16 protein-coding genes are annotated in these 20,979 nt (G+C 40.8%); 3 read left to right on the top strand and 13 right to left on the bottom strand.

Going from position 1 to position 20,979, the window contains the following annotated elements; translation table 11 throughout:
• Positions 1–3: 3 nt before the first annotated feature.
• Positions 4–1,278, bottom strand: a complete 1,275-nt coding sequence (locus tag DSM03_RS02255) for a ribonucleotide-diphosphate reductase subunit beta (RefSeq protein WP_128761744.1) — start codon at positions 1,276–1,278, stop codon at positions 4–6.
• A 407-nt stretch (positions 1,279–1,685) separates the two neighbouring features.
• Complete coding sequence (locus tag DSM03_RS02250; protein WP_128761743.1) at positions 1,686–3,068, bottom strand: aminotransferase class V-fold PLP-dependent enzyme; 1,383 nt, start codon at positions 3,066–3,068, stop codon at positions 1,686–1,688.
• Between the two features lie 294 nt (positions 3,069–3,362).
• On the opposite strand from DSM03_RS02250, the gene DSM03_RS02245 reads away from it, so the two are divergent.
• The gene (locus DSM03_RS02245) at positions 3,363–3,695 is read left to right on the top strand and encodes a single-stranded DNA-binding protein (protein ID WP_128761742.1); all 333 of its coding nucleotides are present in this window, start codon (positions 3,363–3,365) and stop codon (positions 3,693–3,695) included.
• A 156-nt stretch (positions 3,696–3,851) separates the two neighbouring features.
• Here the strand turns inward: DSM03_RS02245 and acs are convergent, their stop codons facing one another.
• The 8 genes from acs to metG all read right to left on the bottom strand — a co-directional run bounded on the left by acs (position 3,852) and on the right by metG (position 14,392).
• Positions 3,852–5,762 carry an acetate--CoA ligase gene (acs, locus tag DSM03_RS02240; protein ID WP_128761741.1) on the bottom strand — a complete coding sequence of 637 codons (1,911 nt, stop codon included), beginning with the start codon at positions 5,760–5,762 and terminating at the stop codon, positions 3,852–3,854.
• Between the two features lie 130 nt (positions 5,763–5,892).
• On the bottom strand, positions 5,893–6,276 hold the full coding sequence (locus tag DSM03_RS02235; RefSeq protein WP_128761740.1) for a VOC family protein: 384 nt from the start codon (positions 6,274–6,276) through the stop codon (positions 5,893–5,895).
• Positions 6,277–6,299: 23 nt separating this feature from the next.
• The gene (locus DSM03_RS02230; protein ID WP_128761739.1) at positions 6,300–8,072 is read right to left on the bottom strand and encodes a sodium:solute symporter family protein; all 1,773 of its coding nucleotides are present in this window, start codon (positions 8,070–8,072) and stop codon (positions 6,300–6,302) included.
• A 20-nt stretch (positions 8,073–8,092) separates the two neighbouring features.
• Entirely contained in the window at positions 8,093–8,353 is a 261-nt protein-coding gene (locus tag DSM03_RS02225; protein WP_128761738.1) for a DUF4212 domain-containing protein, read from the bottom strand.
• 136 nt (positions 8,354–8,489) lie between these two features.
• Positions 8,490–9,029 carry a hypothetical protein gene (locus DSM03_RS02220; protein WP_128761737.1) on the bottom strand — a complete coding sequence of 180 codons (540 nt, stop codon included), beginning with the start codon at positions 9,027–9,029 and terminating at the stop codon, positions 8,490–8,492.
• A gap of 117 nt (positions 9,030–9,146) precedes the next feature.
• Positions 9,147–10,049, bottom strand: a complete 903-nt coding sequence (locus DSM03_RS02215) for a histone deacetylase family protein (RefSeq protein ID WP_128761736.1) — start codon at positions 10,047–10,049, stop codon at positions 9,147–9,149.
• Positions 10,042–12,177, bottom strand: coding sequence for a Tex family protein (locus DSM03_RS02210; RefSeq protein WP_128761735.1), 2,136 nt, complete (start codon positions 12,175–12,177; stop codon positions 10,042–10,044). Before DSM03_RS02210 ends, DSM03_RS02215 begins: the two co-directional genes overlap by 8 nt.
• Positions 12,178–12,310: 133 nt before the next feature.
• The gene (gene metG / locus DSM03_RS02205) at positions 12,311–14,392 is read right to left on the bottom strand and encodes a methionine--tRNA ligase (protein WP_128761734.1); all 2,082 of its coding nucleotides are present in this window, start codon (positions 14,390–14,392) and stop codon (positions 12,311–12,313) included.
• 320 nt (positions 14,393–14,712) lie between these two features.
• Between metG and DSM03_RS02200 the strand changes: the two genes are divergently transcribed.
• A complete protein-coding gene (locus DSM03_RS02200; protein ID WP_128761733.1) occupies positions 14,713–15,618 on the top strand; it encodes a S66 peptidase family protein in 906 nt (301 codons plus the stop codon).
• Between the two features lie 16 nt (positions 15,619–15,634).
• Entirely contained in the window at positions 15,635–15,991 is a 357-nt protein-coding gene (locus DSM03_RS02195) for a YraN family protein (protein WP_128761732.1), read from the top strand.
• Between the two features lie 11 nt (positions 15,992–16,002).
• Here the strand turns inward: DSM03_RS02195 and DSM03_RS02190 are convergent, their stop codons facing one another.
• The 3 genes from DSM03_RS02190 to mfd form a co-directional block, all read right to left on the bottom strand.
• Complete coding sequence (locus tag DSM03_RS02190; protein WP_236638864.1) at positions 16,003–16,485, bottom strand: nuclear transport factor 2 family protein; 483 nt, start codon at positions 16,483–16,485, stop codon at positions 16,003–16,005.
• 38 nt (positions 16,486–16,523) lie between these two features.
• Positions 16,524–17,435 (bottom strand): helix-turn-helix domain-containing protein, encoded by a 912-nt coding sequence (locus DSM03_RS02185; RefSeq protein ID WP_236638863.1) that lies wholly within the window; start codon positions 17,433–17,435, stop codon positions 16,524–16,526.
• A gap of 102 nt (positions 17,436–17,537) precedes the next feature.
• Positions 17,538–20,927, bottom strand: coding sequence for a transcription-repair coupling factor (gene mfd / locus DSM03_RS02180; RefSeq protein ID WP_128761731.1), 3,390 nt, complete (start codon positions 20,925–20,927; stop codon positions 17,538–17,540).
• Positions 20,928–20,979 lie beyond the last annotated feature (52 nt).

Below are 20,979 nucleotides of genomic sequence, written 5' to 3'. Positions count from 1 at the left end.
GTTTTAAAATAAGTCGTCGCTGGTTATACTTTGTGTTCTTTTACTATAGTTGATGGAGCGTTTTACAAAAAAGTCTCCGTGTTTGGTACCTATGATCTCATCGTCAAACCATTCGGTTTCTGCGAGAAGGGTTTCATCTACCTCAAATATCTTTTCGATTCCTATGCTTTCAAGGGAATCATTAAATCTCTTTTTGATGAATTCTTTAACCAAAACTTTTGGTAAAAATTCTATTTCGCCTGCTTCAAAAATCCAGTCTATGATGTCGCTCTCTGCTACAAATGCATCTTTACACATATTTTGAATCATACTATGGTATTCTGCATCAAACCACTCCGGATTTTCGTCTTTAATGATATTGATGATGTCTATGCCAAAGTCTCCGTGTATTTGCTCTTCTTTAGAAGTCGCTTCTACCACGTTAGAGATACCTTTTAAGACATTTCTGTGCTTGTTGAAGGCCATAATGATCAAGAACTGCGAGAACAGGGATACGTGCTCTATAAATAAAGAGAACAATAAAACAGACTCGGCATATTCTTTATTATCATCACTTTTCGCGTTTTTTAAAGCGGTTTCCAGATAATGAACACGCTTCATGATCACCGGCTTTTTCTTCAGGTTTTTAAATTCCTGATTAAGACCTAAAATTTCAAGGAGGTGTGAGTAGGCATCGTGGTGCCTTACTTCACTTTCGGCAAAGGTTGCGCCAACAGAACCAATTTCTGGCTTAGGCATTTTGTGATAAATATCACCCCAGAAGCTTTTTACAGCCACTTCTATCTGAGAGATGGCTAGCATCGTATTTTTTATAGCGCTACGCTCAGTATCAGAAAGGCGGGTTTTAAAATCTTGTATATCACTGGTAAAGTTGAATTCTGTATGAATCCAATACGAGTGTCTAATTGCGGGCACGTATTCATAAAGTGCAGGATACTCGTATGGTTTTAAGTTGATGCGTTTTTCAAAAATATTAGACCTTCTTTTTTGAGCCTGCTCGTTTCTGTAAAGGATATAGGCTTTTGCAACATCAAAAAAACCACCTTCCATCAGTTTGTTCTCCACAAAATCCTGAACCTCTTCTACAGTGGGCTTGTAAGCAGCATCTGCATTTTTACGCTCCAGAAGCGCAGCATAAACATTTTGAGAGATTTCTTCTGCATCGTTAGGACCACCGTGTTCAACCGCGGTCATGGCTTTTAAAATAGCATTTGTGATTTTGTGTAAATGAAAGGTTTTGGTCGTAAAATCCCTTTTTATTACCTCGGTAATTTCCATACAAGTAGACGTTAAAAAATGATAGCTTTTGAGAAGTATAAAGTTGAAATTTTAATGCCTTGCATTGTGAGTAGTACTACTAACTTTTTCAACATTGTTATCAACATTGTATTTTAATACATGCTAAAAGTTGTCAAAAAAATAAGGTTAATACATTGATTTTCAGTAATTAATGTTTTTATAAAATCTAAAAAGTTTACAGAAAATTAATTTTAAATTAATAATTGTGTTTTAAAGGAAAAGCTTGCAAATGCTAGTAGAGAAGCATTTAACCTAAATGGAAAGTTTTATGTTATCAACGTTCATAACTTATAAAATTGTGGATAAAATAGGTGAAGATCTTAGGCTGTTTCTAATTGTTATTTATTCGTAAAATATCATTAAAAATTTGGGAAAATATAAGTCTGTTAGTTTAAGCTATCTACGAAATTTAAAAATTGATCCAAATCAGATTTTGTTGTTGCCAGACCTACAGAGATACGTGTTGCGCCTCGCATTTTTTGCAAGGCATTAATAATTTCTCGATATCCACCTTGATGGTTACTGGTAAAAAAATCGTGTAATTCGTCAGAATTAAGATCATTGTTGATCTCATCAATACCAGGATTACAAAAACAGCCGGTGCGTAATGAAATGTTATGAGCATTAGCTCTGCGCTCTATCTCTTCAAATGGAATTTGTTTCCCCTCAGAATCATAAAAACACATAATCAAAGTTCCTCCGGTTTGAATACGATCTTGTGGGCCAAAGATTCTAACTTTTTTCGTTTTATTATGATGATTGAGGTCATTGAGTTTATTAAAAAGATATTTAGAAAGTGAATTTATCCGTTTGTTTATGCGTTGCATGCCAATAGCTTTTATATGCTCTAAACCGATTTTTAGAGCAGGAATGTTTAGATAATTTAAGGTTCCGTTTTCAAAACGCTCATGGTTTTTGGCTAAATAATGGTGTGGAGATTTTACACTTGCTAAGGTTACTGTACCCCCTGCAAACCAAGGTTTGCATAATTCATTGAATTTTGATTTGTGAACCAGCAGAGCACCCAAGCCTGTGGGGTAACCAAAGATCTTATAGAATGATAGGGAGATAAAGTCAGGTTCTATCCTAGATAAATTCAATTCTGATGTGGGGGCAAAGGCCGCAGCATCCAATAAAACATCCCAACCAAGATCTTTAGCTTTTTTTATCCAATTGAGATCATGTCGTACTCCTGAAACATTAGATTGTGCCGGATAAGCAAAAAGTCTTTTAGCATGTTTTTCTTGGTTTAGTGCAATATGTAATTCTTCTTCGTTAATTCTGAGATCTTCAACTTGAACAGGAACATAATTATAGCATCCGCCTTTCGCAACACAATATTCGCGAATTCCATTTACGGAGTTGTGATTGTCAGAAAGTAAAAGATATTCACTGCCTGTTGTAAATGGGTAGCATTCTCCTACGATCTTTAAAGCGCCTGAAGCATTTTGTGTAAAAATGCAGTAGTAGTTTTCTGCTTTAAAAAAATCCAAAACAGCCGCTCGTGCATCTTCAACAAGTTTTGTGGCGTGTAAAGAGGTGGGATTAGTAGAATGTGGATTCCCAAACGTATGGTCTTTTAAAATTTTATGATGCTTCTCCAATTGGGATAAGCTGTACAAACCTCCACCTGTGTAATCCAGATAGATATGATTTTGTGTATCGAGTCTGCCGTATTCGGTTTTTCTTAAATTATTGAAATAGAGATCATCGTGAAGTAGGTTTTTTTCATTTTTTTTAGATCTGCAGCTTAAGAATGTGTTGAGCATAAAGTTGGGCTTTTGTTAGTTCACTGGCAAATTGTTTATAATTATGCTGAAAGTCAATAGGTTATTTTCCCTTTTAACACAGGGACTTTTTGATTAGTAATGGTAATTATCCGTAGTACAAACGTTTACAAACGATTATAAGCGAAAGTAACTACTTACCAACCGACTGTTTTTTGAGGCCTTTCTAATCTTTGCCCTGTCAATGAGTTACAGTAAAAGATCTGTAATGAGGGCAAATGAGATTTCCACCTTCGTGGAAATAAATATTAACTGTTTAACGTAAAAACAAAAATCATGAGCACATTAAGAAACAAAGTACAGTTGATCGGAAACTTAGGTAATGATCCTGAAATCGTAAATCTGGAATCGGGTAAGAAGCTGGCAAAATTCAGTATCGCGACTAATGAAACTTACAAAAACAATAAAGGCGAACGCGTCACAGATACACAATGGCACAATGTAGTGGCCTGGGGTAAAACGGCGGAAATAATTGAAAACTATCTTTCAAAAGGCAAAGAAATTGCTATTGAAGGGAAATTAACCTCTCGTTCATATGAAACCAAACAAGGTGAGAAACGCTATCTTACTGAGATTGTCTGCGACGAGCTGTTGATGCTGAGTAAGTAGCTTCGGTACAATTTTTAGAGTTTTTCAAACTCAAAAAATCACTCAGCTACCGATTGTGGTAGTTGAGTGATTTTTATTTTAAACTAAATGTATGTGTTCATTGCGGTTGCTGAGTGATTGCCCGCAGGAGCAATTGTACCGAAGCAAGAGCAATACTTATTTAATCACATTATCCATCACCTCTTGTACAATTTCAGGATTTAGTAATGTACTGGTGTCTCCCAGATTTGAGGTGTCATTAGAAGCTATTTTACGCAGAATACGACGCATGATTTTACCACTACGGGTTTTTGGAAGTCCATTTGTAAACTGAATTTTATCCAACTTGGCGATAGGCCCAATTCGATCTGAAATCAATTGATTGATCTCTTTACGCAGGTTGTCCTGATTACGACTTTCCCCGGTTTCTTTAAGGATCACATAGCCATAAAGCGCATTACCTTTCACTTCGTGTGGATAACCCACAATGGCACTTTCGGCCACTGCCGGGTGCTCGTTAATCGCATCTTCTATAGGTGCTGTGCCCAGATTGTGACCGCTAACGATCACTACGTCGTCTACCCGACCGGTAATACGGTAATAGCCTACGCTATCGCGTAAAGCCCCATCTCCCGTAAAATACATGTTTTTAAAGGCTGAGAAATAAGTGTCTTTATAGCGTTGATGATTGCCCCAAATGGTACGGGCCATCGATGGCCAGGGAAATTTGATACACAACCTGCCATCAACCTGATTGCCTTTGATTTCGTTTCCTTCTTCATCCATAAGCGCTGGCTGAATACCAGGTAGCGGCAAAGTGGCAAAAGTTGGAATCGCGGGGGTGGAGTAGGGAATAGGCGAGATCATAATTCCCCCGGTTTCGGTTTGCCACCAGGTATCTACAATAGGGCATTTTTTCTTTCCGATATTTTCGTCATACCAGTGCCATGCTTCTTCATTGATGGGTTCGCCTACGGTACCCAGTACTTTTAAGGAAGTCAGGTCGTATTTTTCTACGTGTTCCAGATTTTCTTTGGCTAAAGCTCTAATTGCTGTTGGCGCGGTATAAAACTGGGTGACTTTATGTTTTTCTACAATCTCCCAGAAGCGGCCATAATCGGGATAGCTGGGCACGCCTTCAAACATAACTGTTGTGGCGCCATTGGCCAGCGGACCGTAAACAATATAACTGTGACCGGTGATCCAGCCGATGTCTGCCGTACACCAGTACACATCATCTTCCCGGTATTGAAATACATTTTTAAAGGTAAACGCAGAATAGACCATATACCCGGCGGTGGTATGTACCATTCCTTTGGGCGTTCCGGTTGATCCCGACGTGTATAAAATAAACAGCGGATCTTCAGCATCCATAATTTCGGGAGCACAGGTAGTTTCAGCTTTTTCCAGAAGTGGCTGTAACCATTGGTCACGGCCTTCTTTCATTTCAATTTCTGCATTGATGCGATTTACAACCAAAACGGTTTCGACGCTGTCGCATTTTTTCAATCCCTCATCAACAATTCCTTTTAAATCGATGGTTTTGCTACCGCGAAAAGATCCGTCGCTGGTGATAACCAGTTTACAGTCAGAGTCATTAATACGGGTTGCAAGCGCACTGGACGAAAACCCGGCAAATACAACGGAATGGATCGCGCCTATTCGGGCACATGCAAGGACTGAAACAGCCAGTTCGGGAATCATAGGTAAGTAGATACAGACACGATCTCCTTTTTTGACTCCTTGTGATTTGAACACATTGGCCATTTTAGCGACACGTTCGTGCAACTCGTTATAGCTGATGTGCTGTGCTTCCTCATCCGGATTGTTGGGCTCAAAAAGAATGGCTGTCTTATCACCTCGTGTACGCAGATGGCGGTCGATGCAATTTTCGGTAATGTTGAGTTTTGCTCCTTCAAACCATTTAAATTCCGGCTTCTCAAAGTCATAGCTTAATACATTATCCCAGCGTTTGTGCCACATAAAGTGTTCTTCGGCAATTTCTTCCCAATAACTTTCAGGATTGCGTACCGATTTGCGATAGACTTGAAAATATTCTTCTAAATGTTTGATATGATAATTACTCATGCGATTTAATACTTGTAGTTATGACGCTTAAAATTACTAAAACGATATCGATTCTGTCTGAACTTTTCTATCGGGAATGTATCGATTTCATTAAATTTTTGCTAAAAAATGAAAATGGAATACAATCCAATCAGAATGCTTCATTGACTTCAATCCAGTAGGCATCGGGATCCTGAAAATAAACCTGCCTAATTCCATCATCCCTGACGTAGTTTTTTAAAGGTGTGTCTTTCCAATCTGAATACGCAATACCAAGAGTTTCTATATGGGTGATAAATGCAGTTAGATCTGAAGTAGCCATAGCAAAATGAACGGCTTTGTTGGTTTTAATCACCGCATCAGGCCTGGGAATCAGGTGCAATTCTCTGCCTTCACCCAGCGATAACCAACGCGTCTTTGAGTTGGAAGCGGTATTTTCCAGTTCTTCAAACTGAAATACGTTTTGATAAAAATCAACCGAGGCATTCACATCTTTTACCGAAAGTGCAATGTGATTGAATTTGAAAGACGGCATTATTAAAATCTATTTTTCAAAAATTAATGATCATGAGCTTCTCCTGCACCGCTGGGAATACGAATGTTTTCTACAATATCCTGTACATCTTCAGGTGGTGCAGGTGTAAGTCTGGAAACGATTACCGAAATAACCACATTTACCGTCATCGCTACGGTTCCAAAACCTTCAGGTGAGGTGCCAAACCACCATTCGGATGGCGGTAGCGGATCTAGAACACCAATGAGGCCGGTCTTAAACCGTATCATATAAAACAGCATCAGGATGATCCCTACGATCATTCCGCTAATGGCGCCCTGCCGGTTCATGCGTTTGTCAAAAATCCCTAGAACAATTGCCGGAAAGAACGAAGCAGCCGCAAGCCCGAAAGCCAGTGCAACGACGGCGGCTACAAATCCCGGCGGATAAATGCCAAAAATACCTGCTACAACCACAGCAACAAAAATACTAATACGTGCCGCCAGCAATTCGCCTTTGTCTGAAATATCAGGTTTTAATTGTTTTTTAATCAGGTCGTGAGATACCGAAGTTGAAATGACCAGTAACAAACCGGCAGCCGTAGACAGCGCTGCGGCGAGTCCACCGGCGGCAACTAGGGCAATCACCCATGCGGGTAGTTGAGCAATTTCAGGATTTGCCAGTACCATAATATCCCGATCTACATAGAGTTCGTTAGTTTCCGAAGAAGCATTGGAAATGATGCGTTCTCCGTTGGCGCCACGAGCATCGGTAAACTCCGGTTTTCCAGTGGTGGCTTCTCCATTTACATATTGAATTTTTCCATCTTCATTTTTATCAGACCAGGCAATAAGCCCCATATTTTCCCAGTTTTTAAACCATTCCGGCAACGAAGAATACTCCTGATTGCTTACGGTTTCAATTAAGTTGGTACGCGCAAAAACTGAAACTGCCGGTGCCGTGGTATACAGAATAGCAATAAGCAGTAATGCCCACCCGGCTGATTTACGGGCATCTTTTACATTGGGGACCGTAAAAAAGCGCACGATTACATGAGGCAGTCCGGCAGTACCTGCCATAAGGGCCAGGGTAATTGCAAAAACATCCCAGGTAGATTTGGTGCCTTCGGTATATTCTTTAAAGCCCAGCTGCGTATGCAGGTTGTCCAGTTTCTGAAGAAGGTAGGTGCCATCTTCTACACGACCGCCCATCCCAATCTGCGGAATAATATTACCCGTCATTTGTATCGAAATAAAAATCGCGGGTACCATAAAGGCAAAAATGAGCACGCAGTATTGCGCAACCTGAGTATAGGTGATGCCTTTCATTCCGCCTAAAAAAGCGAATACCAGAACCACAGCCATCCCAATGACCACCCCGGTGGTAATCTCAACCTGAAGAAACTGTGAAAAAACGATACCTACACCACGCATTTGTCCGGCCACGTAGGTAAACGATACGATAAGGGCGCAGATCACGGCAACGGTACGGGCGGTGTTGGAGTAATAACGATCGCCGATAAAATCGGGTACGGTAAACTTGCCAAACTTACGCAGATAAGGCGCCAACAAAAGCGCAAGAAGCACATAACCGCCGGTCCAACCCATTAAATATACCGAACCATCATAACCTGCAAAGGAAATAATACCGGCCATCGAGATAAACGAAGCCGCACTCATCCAGTCTGCCGCGGTTGCCATCCCATTGGCTAAAGGGGAGACGCCGCCGCCGGCAACATAAAATTCTTTAGTAGAACCCGCACGGGCCCAGATTGCAATTCCAAAATAAAGCGCAAATGATACGCCTACTAATAGCCAGGTCCAGATTTGAACATCCATAATAAGTTGATTGGTGTGGGTTATTTTTCGTTGTAGCCGTATTTCTTATCCAGTTTGTTCATGAGCCGGATGTAGACAAAAATGAGAATCACAAACACATAGATACTGCCCTGCTGGGCAAACCAAAAGCCCAATTTAAAACCGCCCAAACTATATCGATTGAGGAAGTCTTTAAAAAGTATGCCGCAACCAAAGGAAACAGCGAACCAAATGATCAATAAGACGGTGAGATATTTGATGTTTTCGCGCCAGTATTTCCGGGCATTTTCAGGTATAGGCATAAAATAATTGTTAATTTTTTACGAATATAACTCATTATTAACAAGTGTGCTACCTGCACTTACTGGTTTTCAGGAAAAACAGGGCATAAAAAAACCCAATGCGATGGCATCGGGTTTTTTATAAATTGAGTATCTATTAGATCGCATCAACAGTTACTTTAACGTCAGCGGTAATACGTACAGTAAAGCTTACAGGAGCATCAGATACAGTTCCTGAAGCTGATAATGTTGCTGTGGCACCACTTCTCAAGTCTGCTTCAAACGCATCTACTAAAGTCTGGTTTACTTCAATTTCGTAGACAGTTCCATCAGCAGCGGCAGTCGTTAAATTAACAGAAGCACTATCCCCGGCAGAAAACCAAGGATACGTACTGCTCGCAGCAGTGAAACTACCCGATGCGATAACATCTTCAGTACCGCTTACACTAAGAATTTGGTAGGTAAGTTTTGTGATTTGTAAATCTTCTATTTTATCAAGATTGTCTTGTACTTGCTCATCATCAATACTGATAGAAGCACTTTCTGAAAAAGTGGTTTCTCCTTCGGCAACGCTAATCACTAAATCCTTTGTGATAGTGGTATCAACATCAATTTCAGTCAATTCATCAACTGCATCACAAGAATTGAATGCGAAAGCAAAAATGGTAAGGGCAAAAAAGGTAGTAAATTTCTTCATTTTCAAAATTGTTAAAAGTTTTAACAAAAATAGGTATAAAAGGTTATAAACCAATTTTTTATATTAAAAAAGGGTGAAAATCACCCGATACAACTTTAAAGTGTTGAAATTCAAATTTTAAAAATAAATTTCCTGAGCTAATCTGTATGTATTGGCGTGTGCTTCAATAATTATTTTAATATCAGGAGAATACCCACCGCCCATACTAACCTGAACGGGGATTTTGCTTTCGCGAAAACAACTCAGGGCAAAACGATCCCGTTCTTTACAGCCTCCAACGCTGCACGATAACCTTCCAAGTTTATCGGTTTCTAGAATATCAACGCCGCTAAGGTAAAAAATGAAGTTGGGTTTTACCTGATCAATCAAACGAGGCAGGGTTTCTTTCAACTTTCCTAAATAATAAGCATCGCCACTGTTGTCAGGAATTGCTATATCGAGATCGGAAACTTCCTTCTTAAACGGATAATTACCTGCCCCGTGGATACTAAAGGTAAACACCGAATCATCTCCCTGAAAAATTTCAGCCGTACCGTTACCCTGATGTACATCAAGATCTACAATGAGAACTTGTTGCGCTAATCCCTTTGATTGAAGGTAGCGTGCGCCAATCGCCTGGTCGTTAAACAGGCAAAAAGCTTCACCGTGATCAGAATACGCGTGATGTGTACCACCGGCGATATTAAAACTGATGCCGTTCTCTAAGGCGTAATGACAACCCAAAATAGTGCCCTGCGCAATAATTTGTTCGCGATCAACCAATTCTTGCGAAAGCGGAAAGCCAATTTTGCGTGCCGCTCTGCGCTCACTATTAAGGGTCTTAAGGTTGGTGACGTATTCGGGTGTATGAACAGCCGTGATGTATTTCTCATCAGGAAAACCGGGTTCGTAGAAATTCGCTTCGGTACAGGTACCCTCGTGAAGCAGCTGCTTGGGGAGCAGCTCGTATTTTTCCATCGGGAAACGGTGTCCTTCAGGAAGTGGATGCTTATAGATGGGATGGTATGCGATTCTAAGCATTCAGTTTATGCAATTTGAGCTGAATACGCTTGCGCTTGATATCTACTTCCAGCACTTTAACGACTACGTGTTCCTGCAAACTCACGTGTGCATTAACATCACTTACAAAGCCGTCGGCCAGGTTGGAGATGTGAATCAAGCCACTTTCTTTTATCCCGATATCTACGAAAGCGCCAAAGTTGGTAATGTTATTTACAATCCCCGGAAGCAGTTGACCAACTTCGAGATCCTCTATTTTGCGAATGTTTTGATTGAAGGTAAACGCTTTTGCCGGCTCACGTGGATCCAGTCCGGGTTTTTCGAGTTCGTCAACGATATCTTTCAGCGTGAGTTCGCCCACTTCATCCGTCACATAATCTTCAAGACTCAATTCTTTCAAAACGGTTTTGTTGCCCACCAATTCTTCCACGGAAACCTTTAGGCTTTTGGCCATTTTTTCAACCAAATCGTAGCGTTCGGGATGCACCGCAGAATCGTCCAGCGGATTTTCGGCATTTTTAACGCGCAGGAAACCGGCCGCCTGTTCGTAGGCTTTGGCACCCAAACGGGGAACATTCAGTATTTCTTTCCGCGAAGCGAAAGCACCGTTTTCGTCGCGATAGGCAACAATATTTTCTGCCAGTTTAGGCCCAATTCCGGAAACATAGCTCAACAGCGGTACACTGGCGGTGTTGATGTTTACCCCAACCGTATTCACACAACTTTCAACCACGCGGTCGAGTTCATTTTTCAATTTGGTTTGATCTACATCGTGCTGGTATTGGCCTACACCAATGGATTTTGCATCAATCTTTACGAGTTCGGCTAGCGGATCTGCAAGTCGGCGCCCAATGGAAACCGCACCACGAACGGTCACGTCATAATTGGGAAATTCGTCCCGTGCGATTTTTGAAGCCGAATAAATACTCGCGCCGGCTTCGCTCACCACAAAAACTTCCAGATTTCTATTGAATTGCATGCGTTTTATAAACTGTTCGGTTTCCCGACTAGCGGTTCCGTTACCAATAGCAATAGCTTCGATCTTGTGTGCGTCAACCAGAAAGCTGATTTTCCGCATCGCGCCTTTGGTATCGTTTTTTGGTGGATGCGGATAGATAGTTTCGTTATGTTGAAGTCCGCCATTTTCATCCAGGCAAACCACTTTACAACCGGTTCTAAAGCCGGGATCAATCGCCAGTATGCGTTTCTCACCCAGCGGAGAACCTAACAGAAGCTGGCGTAAATTTTTAGCAAAAACCGAAATCGCTTCGGCATCTGCATTTTCTTTTGCAGCACTTAGCGCTTCGTTACTCAAAGCCGGGAACAGCAACCGCTTATACGCATCTGCGGCGGCAGTTTTGATTTGATCTGCGCAATCGCCCTGAGATTTAAGGAGTCGGTTTTCCATGTGCTCCAAAGCGCGATCGTTATCAATAGCTACTTTAAGTCGAATAAATCCTTCTTCTGCAGCACGGGAAAGCGCAAGAAAACGATGCGAGGGAATGCGCGAAAGCGATTCTTCCCATTCAAAATAATCTTTGTATTTCAGGGCTTTCTCGTCGTCTTTTTTTGATTTAACCACTTTGGTCGTGATCTGGGCGTGACGCTCCAGCTGATTTCTGAGGTAATTGCGCAGGTCTGTACGCTCGTTGATCCATTCTGCAATGATGTGGCGAGCGCCCTCCAGGGCTTCTTCCGTTGAAGTGACATCCTTGTTTGTGAACCTTCCGGCTGCGTGTTCTAAATCCCGGGTATTTTGAGCCATAATGATTTTGGCCAGGGGTTCGAGTCCGTTTTCACGAGCCGTATCGGCTTTGGTTTTTCGCGTTTTTTTATAAGGAAGGTACAAGTCTTCTAAAGCCGTCGTATCGCTTGTATTTTCAATCTCTTTCTGAAGTTCCGGTGTTAATACTTCCTGTTCTTCTAACGCTTTTAGAATGGTGGCTTTGCGTTTTTCTAAGGTTTCAAACTGCTCTTTAAATTTTACAATATCCCCGATTTGCACTTCGTCCAGATTACCGGTGCGTTCTTTACGATAGCGCGCAATAAAGGGAATCGTCGCATCTTCTTCCAGCAGTTGCAGCGTGTTTTTAATGCTGCTTTCCGGGAGGTTGGTTTGCGATTTTACGAAGGAGAGGATGGTGGACATGCTGTTTAATATTATTTAATGAGTGGCATCTCGTCCCGATTACTTTCGGGAGCGCTCGGTGCGGCCTGTAGAACCACCCTTGTTTCAGCAAAGCTGAAATTTTCCCTCCTCATTAAGGAGGGAAGCTTTTAGACTAACTAATCACCCCACCATTTTTAACGCCAGCGGTATCGGGATTCATAAACACGAGTTTGCCTTGTGTATCTTCGGTCATTAAAATCATGCCTTCGCTTTCTACGCCGCGTAGTGCACGAGGGGCAAGATTTACCAAAACGGTCACCTGTTTACCTATAATATCTTCGGGCTTAAAACTTTCGGCTATGCCTGAAACGATGGTGCGTACGTCAATACCGGTATCTACTTTTAAAACTAAAAGCTTTTTGGTTTTCGGCATTTTTTCAGCTTCAATAATGGTTCCAACGCGCATGTCAAGTTTGGTGAAATCATCAAACTGAATGGTCTCTTTTTGTGGGGTTACTGTGGTATTTTCGACTTGATTACTCATTTTAGTCGCTTCAAGTTTATCGAGTTGTTTTTGTATTTGTTCGTCTTCAATCTTACTGAATAACAGCGCAGCCTGATTGATCACGTGTCCTACGGGAAGTAAATCTATTTTCGCTCCCAGCATTTCCCAGCTCAAGGGTTCTGGTAAACGCATTAACGGATCTTCACTCTCAATATTAAGCATCTGTTTGAGCGTATTTGCGGTATGGGGTAAAAAAGGTTCACTCAAAACAGCAAGTGTTCCTGCGATTTGTAAGGCCACATACATCACGGTTTGGGTGCGTTCCGTATCAGTTTTTACAGTTTTCCAGGGCTCTGCATCGGCCAGGTATTTGTTTCCGAGTCGGGCTACATTCATCAATTCATTTTGCGCTTCGCGGAAACGATAGCGTTCAATAGAACTTGCAATAACTGCCGGGTAGGCTTTCATTTCGGCAAGCACACGCTCGTCTTCTTCATTAAAGTCATAAGCCTGCGGAATTGCACCTTCGTAATATTTATTGGTCAGGACGACCACGCGGTTGATGAAATTTCCAAAGATTGCAACCAGCTCGTTATTGTTACGCGCCTGAAAATCATTCCAGGTAAAGTCGTTGTCTTTAGTTTCGGGAGCGTTTGCGGTTAGGGTGTAACGCAACACGTCCTGTTGACCGGGAAAATCCTGAAGGTATTCGTGTAACCACACCGCCCAGTTTTTGGAGGTCGAAAGCTTATTGCCTTCGAGGTTTAAAAACTCATTTGCAGGAACATTATCGGGTAAAATATAGCTGCCTTCCGCCTTAAGCATACTTGGGAAAATGATGCAGTGAAAAACAATATTGTCTTTCCCAATAAAGTGCACCAATTTGGTGTCGTCTTGTTTCCAGTAGTCTTCCCAGTTTTTGCCCTCGCGTGCTGCCCATTCTTTAGTAGACGAAATATAGCCGATAGGCGCATCAAACCATACGTATAGTACTTTACCTTCGGCTCCTTCAACCGGTACGGGAATTCCCCAGTCGAGATCGCGGGTTACCGCACGGGGTCGCAAGCCGTCGTCAATCCATGATTTGCACTGACCGTAAACATTAGATTTCCAATCCTTCTTATGATCCTCCAGAATCCATTGCTTTAGGAAGTCCTCGTAACGTTCAAGAGGTAAAAACCAGTGTTTGGTTTCTTTCAGGATGGGTTTTGCACCTGATATCGTAGATTTTGGATTGATCAAATCGGTCGCATTTAGCGACGATCCGCAATTTTCACACTGATCTCCGTAAGCTTCCTCATGACCACATTTGGGGCAGGTTCCTATAACAAAACGATCTGCCAGATATTGGTTGGCTTCCGGGTCATACAATTGCTCGGTTACTTCTTCGATAAAATCTCCTTTTTCATAAAGATTTTTAAAGAATTCTGAAGCGGTATCGTGATGCACCGGTTCAGAAGTACGTGAATAATTGTCAAAAGAAATCCCAAATTCCTGAAAAGAATCTTTAATGATTTTATGGTATTTATCTACTACTTCTTGTGGAGTAATACCTTCTTTTTTAGCCTTTATGCTAATAGCAACACCATGCTCATCGCTACCGCAGATGTAAGCAACATCCTTGCCCATTCCTCTTAAATAACGGGCATAAATGTCAGCAGGTACATATACTCCTGCCAGGTGACCTATGTGAATAGGACCGTTAGTATAGGGTAGTGCAGCGGTAATTGTATATCTTTTTGGACTCATATCAGGATTAAAATTTCAGCGGCAAAGATACCATTTATGACCTTAAACAAAACCAGAGATACACTACATTTAATAAGTCGTATATTAGTGTTTTAAATAGTTTATAATATTGCATAATTTATTTGTAGTTTTCTTTTAACATGCCTTCTGTATTTAGCCTAACATATTCAAAACAGCGCTAAGTTTGATGTGCTGTTTATAATGAAAGATGTGTTTACTTTTGCACAGCTTGGTATAATTTCTGAGAAATAAAGAAGCTGAAGCACCACGAATAAATTTTAAAGTAATCGGGCTTTTGTACCGCCCATAATAGATACAATATGGTAACCCCACCTTATTTAGTTGAAGGAGATAAAGTAGGAATTGTGTGTACTGCACGTAAGGTTGATAAAACTGATCTCGATGACGGGATAGCTCTTTTAAAATCTTGTGGATTAGTGCCGGTCTTAGGTAAAACTATTGGAGCAGCAGATAATCAATATGGTGGTACAGATAAATTGCGTGTTGCAGATTTGCAAGAGATGTTAGATGATGACGAAATCAAAGCAGTTTGGTGTGCGAAAGGTGGTTACGGTACGGTGCGGATTATAGACGAGATCAATTTTTACAAATTTGTAAAATATCCTAAGTGGGTTGTAGGATATAGCGATGTAACGGTGTTGCATTCACAAATTCATAAACTGGGTTTTGAGACCATTCACGCTGTTATGCCGGTTGGGATTTCTCGAAATACTGCCGTTGCAAAACAAACATTAGAAAACGCTTGGTCGGGTAAACCTTTACACTATCACATAGAGAGTCATCCACTCAATCGTCAAGGTACTGGAAAAGGCGAACTGGTAGGTGGTAATATTTCTATTTTATATTCTTTATGCGGAAGCCATTCTGCTATAAATACAGATAATACGATTCTGTTTATAGAAGATCTTGATGAGTATTTATACCACGTAGATCGTATGATGGTCAACCTCAAACGTAATGGAATGTTACGCAATCTTCGCGGCCTTGTAGTGGGTGGTTTGACCAGCATGCATGACAATTCAGTTGCTTTTGGAAAAACGGCTCAGGAGATTGTTTTAGATGCTGTAAGTGAATACGATTATCCTGTTTGCTTTGACTTTCCGGCAGGACATTTAAAAGATAACCGAGCACTTATTATGGGGCGAAGCACTTCGCTGGAAGTTAATGAACGCGGCGCAAAAATTTATTTTGATCAGATTGAATAATTAATGTTTTTGAGAGATGAACCATAACGAACTGGGGAAATGGGGCGAACAGTATGCAGCCGATTATCTGGAGCGTGAGGGGTACGAGATACTGGAACGCAACTGGTTTTTCAATAAAGCCGAAATAGACATTATCGCTCAAAAAGATAACCAACTCGTCATCGTAGAGGTCAAAACCCGAAATTCTGATTTTTTTGGCGATCCTCAGGAATTTATAAAACCATCCAAAATAAAATTGCTTGTTAAAGCAGCAAATGAATACATCATCTCAAACGATTTGGATATTGAAACCCGTTTTGATGTGATTGCTGTTTTAAAAAATAAAACTCAGGAAAAGCTAGAGCATTTTAAGGATGCGTTTTATCACTTCTAAGTTTTCAGGTCTTATTCTGTCGTTGGTACTCGTGTAGAATGCATCAGCTCCAGCTGCCAAACACTATCTTTTTTAACTGCGACGATACTTTCAAGCCACTGACCTTTGCCTAAAACTTGATCATCTTTAGTGAAGGTGGCATAATTGTGATAGGCCATCCAAACGCGAGCTCCTTCTTTTTTCTGTTCAAAGAAGTCAAACGTATTTACGCGTTTAATACCCTGATCACGAATAGCCGCCCGTTTGCACCAGTCATTTATGCTGTCATTAGTCCAGACGGCTCCGTGTTCTAGAAGCAAGAAATCTTCTGTTTGATATTTTGAAATCGCAGTAGCTTTTTTTGCAGACCAAATACTATCGAAAACCTGCTGCACAAGGTTTTCAACCTGTTTAAAATCAACTTGACTGCTTGTGGCATATGTTTGATTTGTTTCTTTACTCTGGCAGCTAATGAAAAGCAAAAACAAAACACTTCCTACTAACGCACTTCGCATATCTTAAAATCTAATAGTGAATAATTGAAATATCTAAATTAGGTATTATTGGGTATTTCTGCTTTAAGTACTTGAATTGCCCTCAAAATAATCGCAACATAAAGCCCCTGAGCTAGAATACTTGCCGGACCTGCAACGACGGACATAATCACCGTCAAAAACATAGCCCCCAAAACCAAATTGATAATTCCCGTTGCTTTAGGCAATTGACCCAAATTATTGGTTTTTAAAAGTCCGATGCCCATACAGATAAACAGCACCCCAAAGAGCACACTGTAAATTACCGCAAAAGCTTCCAGAGGAATGTATTCAGAATGAAGATCAAACACAGAATACAGCGCGATAAGGGTATTGATGGCTATAGCAATGATTGCACTGGTCTTTAAAAACTGCGCTTTAAACAGTCCGCCTATAAGTACGAAAGACCGCATATGCAGCGCAAAAGCAAGTGCACCCAAGGCTGTTATGACGACATAAAATACCTCCCCAAAATAATACCGGTCTGTGGATAGATAAGACGTTTCTTCAATGAGTTGAAAAACCAGTAGAATCATACTGATTATCCCGGCAATCCAGCCCAGATTAAGCTGTGTAAACAGGAAGGAAACATTTTTAGTTTCATCAATTTCTAAGAGAAATGCTTTTTTGACTTTTTTCTCAAATGCTGTTTCCTGTAGGTCGTCAAAATCGCGATCCAGAGCTGCAAGAATCGTTTTTACAGTATAAACGCGTGGCATTACTTCGCCGGCTTCAATACGTTGAATGGTACGCACCGAAATATTGCACTGTTCTACAAGTTCTTCCTGAGTAAATCCTTTTTGTTGGCGTAATTCTAAAATTTTAAGCCCAAGTTGTGGCTGTTTCATAAGTGACATAGATTGCTCTTGTAGTTGATGCGCATCTAAAAATACAAGAATGTTAGACACTGCAATACTAAAAACAGAAAGCACTTTCAGCCAATTTTTTGCGCCTGCACTTACCCGTCATTTACCTGACATTACAGTGATAACAAGGTTTAAGGAATGATTACCAGGATCTGAATAATTGAGTTATTACTCGTTTTCAGCCAGCTCAACTTTCTTAGGCATCAAAGGTTTCAGCAATTCGATGGCTTTATTTACAGAAGAAATTCCCGGAGCGGTGAGGAGTAAACGCAGGCCTTTTGAAGTTTTCTTTTCTTTAAGCGTGACCCGGTTTGAATGGGTTTGTACATACTGAAGGACTCTGGAGAAGGCCGCGCTTTGGTAGAATTTAGAATTCTGGTCAGCGATAAAAAACCCGATGAGCTTTTTGTTTTTCATCACCACTTTTTCGAGTCCGTAATGTGTGGCAACCCATTTAATTCTTACCGAATTCAGCAAATCTTCAGCCTGTGGTGGCAGTTCGCCAAAACGGTCAATCAGTCGGGTTTCAAAAGCTGCGAGTTCTTCTTCGGTCTTTAGATTGTTGAGTTCGGTATAGAGATTTAAACGCTCGGTGATGTTGTTGATGTAGTCATCCGGGAAGAGCAATGAGAAATCAGAATCGATTACCGTATCCTTGACGTACTCTTTGTTTTCATCATCTGTGTTTTGGTCGGCATATAAATCGGCGAACTCATTCTCTTTCAATTCTTCAATGGCTTCGTTCAGGATTTTTTGATAGGTATCAAAACCTATTTCGTTGATAAAGCCACTTTGCTCACCACCTAATAAATCACCGGCACCACGAATTTCTAAATCTTTCATTGCGATATTAAAGCCGCTGCCCAAACTGGAGAACTGCTCCAGTGCAGTCATACGCTTCCGGGCATCTTCGGTCATCGCTGAAAGTGGTGGCGTAATAAAATAACAGAATGCTTTTTTATTGCTTCTGCCCACACGACCGCGCATCTGGTGCAGGTCTGAAAGCCCGAAATTATTGGCATTATTGATGAAAATCGTATTGGCATTGGGTACGTCGAGACCGCTTTCTACAATCGTGGTAGAGACCAAAACGTCAAACTCACCCGCCATAAACTTGAGCATCAACTCTTCGAGTTTCTTACCGTCCATCTGACCATGACCAATAGCAATTTTAGCATCTGGTACAAGACGCTGAATCATTCCGGCTACTTCCTTGATATTTTGTAAACGATTATGAATAAAGAAAACTTGTCCGCCACGTTGTATCTCATAAGACACGGCATCGCGTATAGTTTCTTCCTGTAATCTGACAATATGAGTTTCTATAGGATAGCGATTGGGTGGGGCTGTGGTAATCGTACTCAGATCTCGAGCAGCCATCAAACTAAACTGTAACGTACGCGGAATAGGCGTTGCTGTTAGTGTGAGTGTGTCTACGTTTTCTTTTATAGTCTTGAGTTTGTCTTTAACCGCAACACCAAATTTTTGCTCCTCATCTACAATGAGTAAACCCAGATCTTTAAACTTTACATTCTTACTGGTCAATTGATGCGTACCTATAATGATATCCACCCGTCCATTTTCTAAGCGTTCTAACGTTTCTCTTTTTTCTTTCGCAGTGCGGAAACGATTCAGATAATCTACCGTAACCGGTAAATCTTTAAGCCGTTCACTAAAGGTCTTATGATGCTGAAACGCCAAAATTGTTGTGGGTACTAAAACCGCAACCTGCTTCCCGTTATCTACCGCTTTAAAGGCTGCGCGAATGGCGACTTCGGTTTTACCAAAACCAACATCTCCACAAACAAGGCGGTCCATCGGGCGAGCACTTTCCATATCTGCTTTTACCGCCTCGGTAGCGCTGCTTTGATCGGGTGTATCTTCATAGATAAAACTCGCTTCAAGTTCGTTTTGTAAATACGTATCCGGACCAAAAGCAAAGCCTTTTTCCAGGCGGCGTTTTGCATATAATTTAATGAGGTTAAAGGCGATTTCTTTAACCTTAGTTTTTGTCTTTTGCTTGAGTTTTTTCCAGGCAGCACTTCCTAGTTTATAAATCTGAGGGGGTTTGCCGTCCTTCCCGTTGTACTTAGTGACTTTGTGTAATGAGTGGATACTCAAGTATAGTACATCGCGCTCTCCGTAGATCAACTTAATAGCCTCCTGACGTTTACCTTCAACTTCAATTTTTTGAAGTCCACCAAATTTACCAATCCCGTGATCAATATGCGTGATGTAATCACCCACTTGCAGGCTGGTCAATTCTTTTAAAGTAATGGCCTGTTTTTTTGCGTAGCCGTCTTTCAGTTTAAATTTATGATAGCGCTCAAAAATCTGATGATCTGTGTAACAAACCATTTTCAAATCATCATCTATAAAGCCGCGATATAGCGAGAGAATAATTGTCTCGTATTGCTTAACGTTAAGATCTGCATCGTTAAAAATATCCTGAAAACGCTTTGCCTGTTGCTCACTAGAACAACAGATGTAATTGGTATAACCAGCCTCATAATTTTCGTTTAAATTTTCAATCAATAAATTGAATTGCTTATTAAACGCGGGCTGTGGTTGCTGGTTAAATTGAATTTGTAAATCTGTTTTTTTTGAATTTGCAGTAGAAATAGCTTCATTAAAAGATACTAAAGTAAAATCTAACAACTGTCTTTTGATCATGGAAGAGTCACAAAATAACTCTGCAGGAGTATTCCGTTTGATCTCACTCTCTAGCTTATTAAAAGCTTCTTCTGCCTTGCTAAAATTTGTATCTATACGTGACGCAAGCTGCTCAATATCTTGTGTAAAGATCACAGTGTTTTCTGCGATGTATTTTAAGAAACTCTCCCGAGTTTCTTGCAGTGCCTTATTTTCTACGTTAGGCATGAGACTGATCTTACTGATCTTGTCAACAGAAAGTTGGGTTTCCACATCAAATGTACGGATGCTGTCTACCTCATCCCCAAAGAATTCTATACGATACGGCTGATCGTGAGAGAATGAAAACACATCGATAATCCCCCCACGCACCGAAAATTCACCGGGTTCAGTAACAAAATCCACCCGTTTGAACTTGTATTCAAAAAGCATTTCGTTTACAAAATCGAGTGAGATCTTGTCATTGAGCTTTACTTTAAGCGTGCTTTTATCGAGCTCTTTTCGGGTTACAACTTTTTCAAAAAGTGCATCGGCGTAAGTGACAACCAGCGCGGGTTTTTTACGGCTGTTGATGCGGTTAAGAACTTCGGCACGCAATAACACATTGGCGTTATCAGTCTCTTCAATCTGGTAGGGTCTTCGGTAACTACCGGGATAAAAAAGCACATCATTTTCTTTGACCAGCTGTTCAAGATCGTTTAAAATATAAGCCGCTTCTTCCTTATCATTTAAAATGAGTAAAAAAGGTTTATCTGCAGTTTTAAAACTTTCAGCCAGAGTGATAGACATTGAAGACCCTATGAGTCCGTCTAATTTGATTCTATTTTGAGATGCGGCAAGAGCATCCCCGAGTTTCTGCAGTTGCAAAGACTCTAAAAAAGGTTTGGTGATGGTGGTTTTACCCATAGACGAGCAAAGATAATGCGTAAATATTGGTTTTAAAACTGGATTTGAGATT

The sequence above is a fragment of the Leeuwenhoekiella aestuarii genome, assembly GCF_004104055.1.
Taxonomy (GTDB): domain Bacteria; phylum Bacteroidota; class Bacteroidia; order Flavobacteriales; family Flavobacteriaceae; genus Leeuwenhoekiella; species Leeuwenhoekiella aestuarii.
This window is presented reverse-complemented; position numbering and strand designations above follow the sequence as displayed.

Coding starts and splice junctions, on each gene's coding strand:
- DSM03_RS02255 (WP_128761744.1), bottom strand. CDS start 1,278: ATGGAAATTACCGAGGTAATAAAAAGGGATTTTACGACCAAAACCTTT.
- DSM03_RS02250 (WP_128761743.1), bottom strand. CDS start 3,068: ATGCTCAACACATTCTTAAGCTGCAGATCTAAAAAAAATGAAAAAAAC.
- DSM03_RS02245 (WP_128761742.1), top strand. CDS start 3,363: ATGAGCACATTAAGAAACAAAGTACAGTTGATCGGAAACTTAGGTAAT.
- acs (WP_128761741.1), bottom strand. CDS start 5,762: ATGAGTAATTATCATATCAAACATTTAGAAGAATATTTTCAAGTCTAT.
- DSM03_RS02235 (WP_128761740.1), bottom strand. CDS start 6,276: ATGCCGTCTTTCAAATTCAATCACATTGCACTTTCGGTAAAAGATGTG.
- DSM03_RS02230 (WP_128761739.1), bottom strand. CDS start 8,072: ATGGATGTTCAAATCTGGACCTGGCTATTAGTAGGCGTATCATTTGCG.
- DSM03_RS02225 (WP_128761738.1), bottom strand. CDS start 8,353: ATGCCTATACCTGAAAATGCCCGGAAATACTGGCGCGAAAACATCAAA.
- DSM03_RS02220 (WP_128761737.1), bottom strand. CDS start 9,029: ATGAAGAAATTTACTACCTTTTTTGCCCTTACCATTTTTGCTTTCGCA.
- DSM03_RS02215 (WP_128761736.1), bottom strand. CDS start 10,049: ATGCTTAGAATCGCATACCATCCCATCTATAAGCATCCACTTCCTGAA.
- DSM03_RS02210 (WP_128761735.1), bottom strand. CDS start 12,177: ATGTCCACCATCCTCTCCTTCGTAAAATCGCAAACCAACCTCCCGGAA.
- metG (WP_128761734.1), bottom strand. CDS start 14,392: ATGAGTCCAAAAAGATATACAATTACCGCTGCACTACCCTATACTAAC.
- DSM03_RS02200 (WP_128761733.1), top strand. CDS start 14,713: ATGGTAACCCCACCTTATTTAGTTGAAGGAGATAAAGTAGGAATTGTG.
- DSM03_RS02195 (WP_128761732.1), top strand. CDS start 15,635: ATGAACCATAACGAACTGGGGAAATGGGGCGAACAGTATGCAGCCGAT.
- DSM03_RS02190 (WP_236638864.1), bottom strand. CDS start 16,485: ATGCGAAGTGCGTTAGTAGGAAGTGTTTTGTTTTTGCTTTTCATTAGC.
- mfd (WP_128761731.1), bottom strand. CDS start 20,927: ATGGGTAAAACCACCATCACCAAACCTTTTTTAGAGTCTTTGCAACTG.